General features: G+C 30.6%; 6 protein-coding genes. 3 read left to right on the top strand and 3 right to left on the bottom strand.

Going from position 1 to position 8,666, the window contains the following annotated elements; genetic code table 11:
* Window positions 1–199: 199 nt before the first annotated feature.
* From ASG31_RS05650 to ASG31_RS05640, 3 genes are read left to right on the top strand one after another with little or no spacing between them, the layout of a single operon-like run.
* Window positions 200–3,181 carry a lantibiotic dehydratase gene (locus tag ASG31_RS05650; RefSeq protein WP_056029056.1) on the top strand — a complete coding sequence of 994 codons (2,982 nt, stop codon included), beginning with the start codon at window positions 200–202 and terminating at the stop codon, window positions 3,179–3,181.
* A gap of 9 nt (window positions 3,182–3,190) precedes the next feature.
* The gene (locus ASG31_RS05645; protein ID WP_056029054.1) at window positions 3,191–4,366 is read left to right on the top strand and encodes a sensor histidine kinase; all 1,176 of its coding nucleotides are present in this window, start codon (window positions 3,191–3,193) and stop codon (window positions 4,364–4,366) included.
* Window positions 4,356–5,075, top strand: a complete 720-nt coding sequence (locus ASG31_RS05640; protein WP_056029052.1) for a LytR/AlgR family response regulator transcription factor — start codon at window positions 4,356–4,358, stop codon at window positions 5,073–5,075. Before ASG31_RS05645 ends, ASG31_RS05640 begins: the two co-directional genes overlap by 11 nt.
* A gap of 1,555 nt (window positions 5,076–6,630) precedes the next feature.
* Here ASG31_RS05640 and ASG31_RS18530 read toward each other — a convergent pair.
* The 3 genes from ASG31_RS18530 to ASG31_RS05630 form a co-directional block, all read right to left on the bottom strand.
* Window positions 6,631–6,789, bottom strand: coding sequence for a hypothetical protein (locus tag ASG31_RS18530; RefSeq protein ID WP_157844446.1), 159 nt, complete (start codon window positions 6,787–6,789; stop codon window positions 6,631–6,633).
* Between the two features lie 84 nt (window positions 6,790–6,873).
* The gene (locus ASG31_RS05635; protein WP_131725505.1) at window positions 6,874–7,476 is read right to left on the bottom strand and encodes a hypothetical protein; all 603 of its coding nucleotides are present in this window, start codon (window positions 7,474–7,476) and stop codon (window positions 6,874–6,876) included.
* 299 nt (window positions 7,477–7,775) lie between these two features.
* A complete protein-coding gene (locus ASG31_RS05630) occupies window positions 7,776–8,405 on the bottom strand; it encodes a hypothetical protein (protein WP_056029047.1) in 630 nt (209 codons plus the stop codon).
* Window positions 8,406–8,666 lie beyond the last annotated feature (261 nt).

Here is an 8,666-nt window from a genome sequence, read left to right as displayed (position 1 = left end):
TATATGAGATAATGGCTTTTGATCAAAAATTTAAATACAGTTTTCATAGTTTCTGATTTGTTTGTTCTAATTTTATATGTCAAAAGTATATCAGGAAGCCCCGAAATAAAATTATTTTCGGTGGAAACCAATTTTATCGGGATGAAATGATATTTTTATCCGACGAATTACATTATTAAAAACAATAAATAAGTATAATATGAGGTATGAGCCTTTTGAGAAATATATTTTACGGAAACCGTTATTGCCCAAGGAATTGCTATTTGATAATGATCGCACGAAAATAATTGATGATGTTGTTAAAGAATTTCTGAACAACGAGAATTTCGTAGCCTCTCTATATTGGTCTTCTCCTGATTTATATGAGATGATAAACAATTATAAGAATGGTTTTTTAAAACAGGAAAAGATCAGTAAGTTATTTAATACTCTTAAAAAATATTGTATCCGTTCAGCGACCAGATGTACTCCATATGGTACGCTTGCCGGCATAGCTATCCGAAGTCTAAATGAATCTGAAAATAATTGTGTCGCCCAGGTGAGAAAAGCTAATATTGATATGGGGCTTTTCGATCAACTCAAGACGCATATTGAAAATAACGCTCATTTTAAGTATCATCTTAAATATAAAATAAATAACACAGTTTCTAATATTCCTGGTCAGTACAGATACCAGGAACCAGTCGACAAAATTGACTCAGAAAGGTTTCAACTATCTTCCTTAGAGAAAAATGAATACTTAGAAAAACTAACAGGTATTACTACCTTAACTGATTATACGGAAATATATAATTTATTCATTGATGATTTTAATCACGAAGAAGTCAACAGTTTTCTCGATGAATTAATTGAGATTAAATTTTTAGTTAGCGAATTACAAATAATGTTAACAGGTGATAACTTTTGTAATTTAAAAAAAGTTGTAAGTAAACTTGTTGATCATAATAAAACACAAGCAGAGTTATACTGCAATATTTGTTATAAAATTGATAATTGCATTAAAGTAGTTGAATCTACTCCAATTGACTACATTCCGATTGATGAGTTAAATGAAATAAAAAAAATGCTCTTTTGCTTGGGAATTAGTGAAAAACATATACTTCATGTTGACTTGACACAATCTAATGAAAGCAATTATCGTCTGGATAGAAAAACAATTAGAAATATTAACAATCTCTATTCAATTTTATATAAATTGGGAGGCAAATCTGCTATTCAGTCTGATTTAGAATCCTTCAGGCAAACTTTCAAAACCAGATATGAGTATAGACAAGTTCCTTTAACAGAAGTATTGGATAATGAATTCGGAATCGGATTTCCGGCATCTGTTGAAATTGGTAATCTAAATAACAATAAACTAATAGCCGGTCACGCATCTAAGAGAGGCGACACGACAAAAAAAAAGGTAGTTTCTACTCATCTGCATGATATTTTTGATAGTATTGAACAGAATGGAGATCAAATCTTAAGATTAGAAAAAATTGATTTAAATCATTTAGAAACTAAAGAATCACAAAATAAAACTTTATCTATTGTGGGAATTCCAGGTGATGATTTTTTCTTTTTACAAAATATAAGTTCTGCAAATTCATGTTCTCTATTGGGTAGGTTTGCTGTGGGTAATAAAAATATAGAATATCTATGCAAAGAAATCACTGCTACAGAAAGTTTATATAATGATGACAGTATTAATGCTGAACTAATCTATGCTCCTGATGCACGGACAGCCAATATTGCGAGAAGGCCGAAACTTTCAGAATTCGAGATACCAATCTATAATGAGAGTAGTAATACTGCTGAAAATCAAATATTATTGCAGGACATACTTGTTTCAATAGCGGGTGATGAAATAATTTTACGTTCAAAAAAATTAAATAAAAAAATAAATCCGAGACTATCGAATGCTCATAATTTTAATAGTAATGAAAACAACTATTACCGTTTTCTCTCATCTTTACAGCATCAGCATGAAGCCAATATAAATTTTAGTATTGATTATTCCGAACGAAGTAAACGATATATTCCAAGAATATCCTATTATAATATTATTGTCCACAGAGCGACATGGATAATTTTTGAAAAAGATATTTCCTTGATTAAGAATTCTGACAATGAGCTTAACGAGCTTAAATTCTTCTTAAGAAAATGGAAAGTCGCTAAATATGTACTTTTGGTTAAGGGTGATAACGAATTATTTATAGACACTACGAATGATTCGTATTTACTTTTAATTTTAGAAGAAATAAAAAAAAATAAGATCCTTCAATTATGTGAAGATCTTACAACAGATAATAAAACTTTAGCAACAAATGAACAGATTATTTTAATACTGAAAGATACGAAAAGTGACTCTGTAAGAAAAAGGGAAGAATCAATATATAAAATCCCCAAATTTAAGAGAGATTTTCCTCCAGGAGATGAATGGTTTTATCTAAAAATTTACTGTAATTCAAATATTTCAGATAATGTCCTATGTGACTATATTTGCCCATTAATTGATGATTTATTGGAGAAAGAAGTTGCAGATTCAATCTTCTTTATCAGATATAATGACCCTCATTATCATTTGAGAATTAGAATAAAATTAAAAGATATAAATTCTTACGGTGATGTAATAAAAATATTTTATCAAACATTAAACTCTTGTTTTGAGAATGATTTGATATGGAAAATACAGATTGACACGTATTCACGGGAAATTGAAAGATATGGAGCAGAAGAAATTGTTGATGCAGAGAAAGTATTTTTTCATGATAGCATGACAATATTAAATTTGCTAAAAGAAAATCCAGACATCTCTGACGAACATAAATTATTTACATCCGTATTAAATATTGATTTTTGGTTTTCCGCATTAAATTTTTCTATTCAGAAAAGACTGGACTTCTGCAAAAAAATGATTGAATTATTCTCTCAGGAATTCAATACTGAATTCAAAAGTCATATTCACCGTAAATATCGCGATCTTAAAGAAGATTTGGAATTTTTTTTAAATAATGCAGAGAAAAGACAGTTTGAAGATCGAAATAGTATGATAAGTGAATTAAAACTGTCTGAAAAAAACCTTTCAAATTATATCCATATGAGTTTAAATCGATGGTTTAGCGCAGAACAGCGAGCTTTAGAGCTAATGAGTTTCATATTCGCTTTAAAACAGTATGAGAAAACTCTAAATAATTAATCAGTAAATATGAGAAACGAAGCTTTTGAAAGAGGTCCTTTACTTAATAAAATTTCAAATATTGATTTTAATAATTTATACACTCCATTCATAAGGATTTTTCTTCACTGTATAATGTGGCTGTTTTTTACAGCTTTGCTCGGTTTCTATTACAATATAGAAGTGCAGCTTCCATTCAGAGAGAGCGCGGTGTTGACAATTAGAACTACCATCAATAATGCTGTATTATTCTATTTATATTTTTATTTTATCTTTCCCATCATTTTAACAAAAGAAAGATGGGGAATCTTATTAATGATCTTAAGCGCACCATTATCTCTTTACATATGGAGTACGACCAATCATATTCAGTTTTTGCTTCTAAATCTTTTAGAATTCGATGTGAAAGAAGGTCCCTTTAAGGGGATGATTAAACAATATGCGCAACGAAGTTATAAAGATGTAATATCTTATAAATCGATATTGGGCAGTGCAACAATTATTATTTTTTCCCTTTCACCACCATTCTTCGTTAAAATACTTTTTAATATAACCCGTTTATTCAGTCAAGCTATATACTATCAGAAGCAAAATTTAAGTTTACAACTTGAAAATGTTAACATAGAAAAAGATTTTCTGAAAGCACAGTTAAATCCCCACTTTTTATTTAATACTCTAAACAATCTGTATGGTCTTGTCATAAAGAAGGATCCGACTGCTCCAGATGCTATCATAATGATTTCTGAGATCATGTCCTACACGCTTTATGAATCTAACACAGAAAAAGTTTCCATAGAGAAAGAGATAGAATTTATAAAAAATTATTTCTACTTAGAAAAAATGAGACATTCTCCTGAAAAAGAAATATCTTTGGATATTTCCATTTCTGATGAAAAATTATCGTTGCAGATTGCCCCGTTATTAACTTTTGCATTAATAGAAAATTCTTTTAAATACGGGTTGGGAAATGCATCAGAAAATTTTATAAGGATTAAAATAAAAATTGAAAATAATTCATTTCATTTTGTATTGGAAAATAATAAAAATGCGTACGCACCAAAAGACAATAAATTAGGTGGAATAGGTATTAAAAATATTAAAAAAAGATTGGAGCTTTTATATAAAGATTCTTATGATCTTGTAATTACAGAAAATGACATGAACTACTATGTATCTTTAACTATAGACTTACAGTATGATAAATGAAAAATTAAGCTGTATCGTAATAGACGACGAACCGTTGGGAAAGGAAATTATTATTAATTATGTAAAAACCATCCCTTTTCTTGATTTAAAGGATTCTTTTGAGGATCCGCTAAAGGCAGTAACATATTTGAACTTGAATTCCGTTGACTTAATAATAAGTGATATTAATATGCCTACAATTAATGGTATAGATCTTATTAAATCATTAACTAAACAGCCGGCAGTTATATTTATCACAGCTCATAGAGATTTTGCTATTGATGGATTCGAAAATGGTGTTGTGGATTTTTTGGTTAAACCTGTTGCTTACAATCGTTTCGTAATTGCTATTAATAGGGCCAAAGAGCGAATTGAGGCTTCCGCAAAAAGAGATCTTATATTGTCAAATAAGAAACAACCCGATCACATATTTATAAAAGCTGGCGGAAAGCTGATTAAAATAATACTGAATGACATTCTATATGTTGAGGCTTTAGGAGACTATTTAAAAATTGTTACAAATACCGAATCCCACACTACATTAGCTACACTAAAATCTATGGAAATTATTTTAAAGGAGCCTGTATTTTCCAGAGTACAAAGGTCTTTCATAGTTAAAATAACTTCTATAAAATCAATAAGCGGCAACATGGTAGAATTAATTAATGGTAAGTCTATTGCTATTGCCGCTAATAAGAAAGATGAGTTATTCTCTTTGCTGGGAATTTAATAACAGATTATATATTAATTACATTCCTGTCAACGTTGTCATAGTACTTGTTGTAGGTGGACTTGTAGGAAGGCCGTCAAAGATTTTTGTTTTAGAGAAATTGTTAATTACTTTTTTATTAATTAATAGTTTAGAATTTTGATTTTTTTGTTGAGTTTTCACAGTTATTATAATTTTATTACTGTAAAAATGTTAATAATAGGAACTAAAAACAAAAGGTCTCGATGAAAACCAATTATCAGTCGATAGAACTGTTTAATTTCCCGATTTGGGAATTAACAAACTATACAAGTCTCCTCAACGAGATTTGTATAAAGATTGCAAGTTTCTTTATTTCTAAATTATACAACCTCTAAGAAAGCAGATATTATAATCAGAGGAGCAAGTACGAGCCTCTTGATAAGGAAATTTAATAGAATAAAAATCGTAATGCTAACATCATTAAATCAGGCAAAAATATTTTTGTCCAGTCTTGGAAATTCGATACAGATTTTAGGTCGAAAATTAATTAATTATACTGAGCTAACACTCTTTGTTCAGTTTTTTTTGTTTTAAAGGTTTTCTTTTCCAATGTTTCCTTTTCGAGTATTTGATTTGGAGTCAGATAATAATTCGAAAAGCGAGGTCATATTTAATTAAAGATTTGACACAATTCGATTACATCCCGTGTTCGCAATTTTGTTTTCAGATCATGAATATCAATATCAAATTCTTGTTTCAAAATACCAGTAATCCTCTCTGATACCACATTTTGTATAGTTCAGGGTTTTGCATGCGACATTAACGAGTTTTTTTTCAATAGGTTTTGATACTCATTTGAGCAATATCGAAGACCTCTATCAGAATAATAAATCAGCGATTCTAAATTGACCTTTTGTTTTTCGAAGTTTCCTTAAGGACTATCAAACTTCTTTCCGTATACAGACTGGTTGCAACGTGATGTCCTACGATTTTATTGATATAAACATCAATTATAGGTCTTAAATAACTGTGATTCGCTTGTTTCAAGTAAAAGAAATGTCTGCAACCCAAAATTGGTTTGGTTTAATAATCTGGTACTCTTATATCATATTTTAATGCTTTCTGAAGCGATGATGAGATTCAGTTATGACGTCATAACTTCTCCCGGAAACAATCAGTAAATGATTGGCCCACAAAAGGTGGAGCGGGATGTATGGCATACTTTTTAAGACATTCCATAACTCTTAATTTACCAGCTTCAATCTTTTTTACAATCGTAAAGTTTCAAACTCAAAATGTAAGCTTTCTGTGTACGCGTTACATAAAGCGTTCCAGTGTTCTTTCATAAAGAAAATATTTTTTATATCGCTATTTCAGGATTAGCTATAAACATCACTTGGATTATCAGATACAATTATGTGGAATCATAAATTATAACAAAAAATCCGCCTCACTTGTGAGACGGATTCAAATGTAATTTTCATAAACACCTAAAAATTATAAGATAGAGTTATGCTCTTTTATTCGATAGTGATTATAATACTATTTCAGGTTTTTAGCATTACATCTAATACTTATAATTTAAGGCTACTGCCTAGCTTTTATAAGTAAGCATTTTACATATTAGGTATCCTGCAGTTGATACTAAACCAACAAGACTAGTGGTTGAATGAGCATCCCATCCGTTTTGATGATGTTCTGCTAACATTACAGCAAATAACTGTGCTGCTAAAAGTGGAATTAATAATTTCATAATCTATAGTTTAAAATTAGTACTTAATGAAAAAATTCTGATGAATATTTGATTAGTAATACAGTTGCCATATCTTTTTAATAATTATTTACACCCGAAATATGCACCTGCAGCTCCACCTGCAGCTGCACCAGCTACCGTCCCGACCGGACCTCCTAACGAGCCTACTGTAGCACCTAATGTTGCACCTGCAGCAACAGCAAATAAACATTTCCAGCTACCTCTTGCAAAACTTGCTGCATATGGAGAGTTTTGGATAATTTGAATTTGGTAATCCAGAAGGATATAAGATTGAATAATTTCAGGATTTGTTTCGCTTTTTAAAGCACCTCTCAAATCTTTCCGCAAGCCATCCAAACTAGTTGATTTTTCAATGATTGATTTAGGAATCTCATAGTAAGCAGTTTGCTGAGAATTATGAATAATATCAATAACCTGCTGTGGAGGATTACTTCCCGATTTGGCATATTTAAGGAATTCTGTGTTAAAATTGACTAAATATTGAGACATGTCCTGTGCTCTGATTTTTGCATTTGGATCTCCGAACATGTCATTCGTTATAGGTTCTTTAATCAACTTGTCAAGTGGTGGTGGCGTGGGAATGCATCCTCCCGGGTTGTATTGTGCAAAAGTGAAGCTGCTGATAAGCAACATAAATAAGCCGGCAAATTTTAATAGTTTTTTCATGGTTGATTTAAATTATTGTATGTTATTTTAGTATTAGTTTTAATAATCCGGAGGTTTACATTAAGCGATGAGCCTCCGGATAAATTTTTACAGTGTTATTTTATTTGTATTATTTTTTTCTAAAAATGGTCATTAAAAGTATAGTAAGAAAGACTAATCCACTGATTAGAGATGTTGTCATTTTCCAGTTCCAAGCTGAATCATAATTTTTATAGAATATAAATCCACAAAAAATTGAAATGGCTGTTAATGGAACTAACGATACATTCTTTACGAGATTCATAATTTTATGTTTTGAATTAACATCCTGCTGCAGCTCCTACTGCTCCACCGAAAATACCTCCTACGATAGCTCCTGCCGCTGTACCAAAACCTGGTATTACACTACCTGCTGCCGCACCTTGTAAAGCTCCTGTTCCTGCACCACCAATAATTGATAAAGCACATTTCCATCTTGGACCCAACTTTCCTGCAGCGTTCTGCTGATTGTAATAATCTGATGCTTCAATAATCTGAACCTGATAATGCCATAGGATTAATGAATTGATTTCATTTTTATCTTTGCTTTTTCCAAGTTGTGCAAGAATATTATTTTTCAATTGAGTTAAATCTGCAGATGCGTTTGTCATCTGGACTGCTTTTGCATAGAATGCTGTTGATTTTACATCCTTTACATAGGTTGCAAAGTCTGCTGGAATCTTATCATTGCTCGCGAACTGATCAATTGCATTATTAAATTCTAACAAATACATATTCATTGCTTTTCCATCAAGCTGCCCAGCAACGGATTGATTGTACTGATTGGTCTTAATAGGATGAAGCACTAATTTATCCAAAGGCGGTTCAAGAGGGAAACAGTCTGTTTGCGCAGATACAAAACTGCTGATTAATAACATAAGTGCTCCGAAGACTTGTAATAATTTTTTCATGGTAATTTTTAATTTTAAGTTCTAATTTATTGATTGTTGTTTTTGAATTTTCTGGTTAACATCCTTAGAGATTATTTTGATTTAAGGATAGTTAATAATTGTTTTTTTTTTGTAGAAATGCGGTCAAAATTTCATTTTTTATTATTTTTGGAGTTATTAGTTTTTTAATTGCTGATCTTACGGGATCAGTCTTTCGTCTTATGTTTTAAATCTTACGGGATTAGAAAACATTCTCTCACAAATTTCCAGTCGCTGAATGAG

Source organism: Chryseobacterium sp. Leaf404, from assembly GCF_001424145.1.
In the GTDB taxonomy this organism is placed as follows: domain Bacteria; phylum Bacteroidota; class Bacteroidia; order Flavobacteriales; family Weeksellaceae; genus Chryseobacterium.
Note: the sequence above shows the minus strand (reverse complement) of the source record. Positions and strands in the feature narration are given on the sequence as shown.